A 2728-nucleotide genomic window follows, 5' to 3' on the forward strand; every position below is an offset into this window, starting at 1 on the left:
ACGCCACCGGCGGCGGCACGGCGCCCCGCCGCGAGGCGGCGGCCGACACGGCCCCGGCGCCGGACGCGGCGCGGGCCGGCGGCGGTTCCGCCGTGGCGAGCGGGGACTTCGAGGCCGAGGCGGGAGCCTCGGCGCACGCGGGCCAGGGGGTCGTTCCCGCCCCCGCCGCCCCGCGCGGGGAGGCCGCCGCGGCCGCGCCCGGCTGGGGCGCGCCCGACATGGGCGTTCCCGCGACCTTCGTGCTGCTGCGGCACGGCGAGACCGCGCTGACCCCCGAGAAGCGGTTCTCGGGGAGCGGCGGGACCGACCCCGAACTGTCCGCCGCCGGGTTGCGCCAGGCCGACGCGGTGGCCGCCGCGCTCGCCGCGCGCGGCACGATCCAGGCGATCGTCAGCTCCCCGCTCAAGCGCTGCCGCCGGACCGCCGAGACCGTCGCCGCCCGCCTCGGCCTCGACGTACGGATCGAGGACGGGCTGCGCGAGACCGACTTCGGGGCGTGGGAGGGGCTGACCTTCGCCGAGGTACGGGAGCGGTACGCCGAGGACCTCGACGCCTGGCTCGCCTCCCCGAAGGCCGCGCCCACCGGCGGCGGGGAGAGCTTCGCGACCGTCGCGCGTCGCGTCGCGTCCACCCGGGACCGGCTCACGACCGCGTACGCGGGCCGTACCGTCCTGCTCGTCACGCACGTCACGCCGATCAAGACCCTGGTCCGGCTGGCGCTCGGCGCCCCGCCGGAGTCGCTGTTCCGGATGGAGCTCTCGGCCGCCTCGCTGTCGGCGGTGGCGTACTACGCCGACGGCAACGCCTCCGTACGGCTCCTGAACGACACCTCGCACCTGAGGTGACCCGCGACGGGCGACGGGCGGGGCCAGGCGAACCGGTGGCCCCGCCCGCCCCTGCCGCGGCCCGTCGCGCCCGCCGCCGCCCCTGTCGCCCCCGTCGCGCCACGGGGCGAACCTCGCTCTAGGAAACCGTGCGCAGGCCCGCCGCCTCGCGGGCCAGGGTCTCGACGCGGGCCCAGTCGCGGGCCGCGAGGGCGTCCGCCGGCAGCATCCACGTACCGCCGACGCAGCCGACGTTGGGCAGGGCGAGGTACGACGGCGCGGAGGCGAGCGAGACGCCGCCGGTCGGGCAGAAGCGGGCCTGGGGGAGCGGTCCGGCGAGCGACTTCAGATAGGGAACGCCGCCGGCCGCCTCCGCCGGGAAGAACTTCATCTCGCGCACCCCGCGCTCAAGGAGGGCCACCACCTCCGAGGTGGTCGAGACCCCGGGCAGGAACGGCACCCCCGACGCCCGCATGGCGTCCAGGAGGCCGTCCGTCCAGCCGGGGCTCACCAGGAAGCGCGACCCCGCCCCCACGGCGTCCGTGACGCCGGCCGCCGAGATGACGGTGCCCGCGCCGACGACCGCGTCCGGGACCTCGGCGGCGATCGCGCGGATCGCGTCGAGCGCGGCGGACGTCCGCAGCGTCACCTCGATCACGGGCAGCCCGCCGGCGACCAGGGCGCGGGCGAGGGGTACGGCGTCGGCGGCGTCCTCGATCACGACGACCGGAACGACAGGGGCTTCGGGGGCAAGGTCAAGCACGCTCGGCATGGCCCCATCCTGCCGACGGCGAGCGTTATATGCAACGAGCGTTGCGCAGAGTGCAATGGCTGGTGCCATCGCAACGTCAGTGGATCTCGTCCACCAGAACGTCGAGCACCCCCGCCTTGCCCTCCTCCACCACGTACTTCAGATCCCGCAACGCCTCCACGAGCTCCTCCCGCCCCGCCGGCTCCGCTCCCGACATCAGCAGGCTCCGCACGATCCGGCCCTTCGTCGCCTTGTTGAAGTGGCTGACCACCTTCCGGGTCGGCGCGTGCAGCACCCGCACCGACGCCGTCCGCGCCGCCACCTCGCCCTTGGGCTTCCACGCCGACGCGTACGCCGACGAGCGCAGGTCGAGGACGAGACCGTCACCCGCCGCCTCCGGCAGGACCGACGCCATCGCCCCGCGCCAGTGCGCACCCAGCGCCCCGAGGCCCGGCAGCTTCACGCCCATCGAGCAGCGGTACGAAGGAATACGGTCGTCCACCCGTACCGCACCCCACAGCCCCGAGAACACCAGCAGCGACTGCCGAGCCCGCTCCTGCGCCGCCGCGTCGAGGGTGGCCAGGCCGAGCGCGTCGTACAGCACGCCGGTGTAGATCTCGCCTGCCGGCCGGGCCCCCGCCGTCCGCAGCTCGGCGTTCTTCGCGACCTCGCCGCGCAGCCCCTCGCTCAGGCCGAGCACCTCACGCGCCTTCTCCTCGTCGGCGACGCACAGCTCGACCAGCTCGTCCAGGACCGCCGCCCGCGCCCCGGCCAGACCGGGCAGCGACAGCGACTCCGGCTTGAGCGGCGCGCCGCGGCCCGAGGAGGCCTTTCCTTCGGAGGGCGGCAACAGCACGAGCACGGCGGTTCTCCTTCGTACGTACGGGGGTGGGGGTGCGGCCCCGGCTGTTCAGCCTACAAACCCCCGCCCCCCACCCGAGCCACGCCGACCCCCGCCCGAAACTCCCCACGACGTGCCGGGCCCCGCACTTCCGGCCTCAGGGGGTGTCTCGCCGATCTTGCCGGGCTCGCGACGTCTGGCACGCACGCTCTCCCAAGTAGCCCTTCGGGCACGGGAGGTGCCCCCAGTCGTCGTCGGTCGTCGACGCTCCGCGTGGACTCCCTCCTCCGCCTTGCGATCGCACGCACCAGA

At 75.5% G+C, this 2728-nt stretch carries 3 protein-coding genes; 1 reads left to right on the forward strand and 2 read right to left on the reverse strand.

Annotated elements, in window-relative coordinates; all coding sequences use genetic code 11:
* The coding region (locus ABZY12_RS34270) for a bifunctional RNase H/acid phosphatase (RefSeq protein ID WP_356897359.1) at positions 1–845 on the forward strand (845 nt) is incomplete at its 5' end.
* Between the two features lie 118 nt (positions 846–963).
* Here ABZY12_RS34270 and eda read toward each other — a convergent pair.
* On the reverse strand, positions 964–1596 hold the full coding sequence (gene eda, locus ABZY12_RS34275; protein ID WP_356897361.1) for a bifunctional 4-hydroxy-2-oxoglutarate aldolase/2-dehydro-3-deoxy-phosphogluconate aldolase: 633 nt from the start codon (positions 1594–1596) through the stop codon (positions 964–966).
* Between the two features lie 76 nt (positions 1597–1672).
* Positions 1673–2437 carry a peroxide stress protein YaaA gene (yaaA, locus tag ABZY12_RS34280; protein WP_356897363.1) on the reverse strand — a complete coding sequence of 255 codons (765 nt, stop codon included), beginning with the start codon at positions 2435–2437 and terminating at the stop codon, positions 1673–1675.
* Positions 2438–2728: the final 291 nt, after the last annotated feature.

It is taken from the genome of Streptomyces sp. NPDC006551 (assembly GCF_040611675.1).
GTDB lineage: Bacteria > Actinomycetota > Actinomycetes > Streptomycetales > Streptomycetaceae > Streptomyces.

Excerpts from the sequence above, each read along its gene's own strand:
- eda (WP_356897361.1), bottom strand. The coding sequence starts at position 1,596 with ATGCCGAGCGTGCTTGACCTTGCCCCCGAAGCCCCTGTCGTTCCGGTC.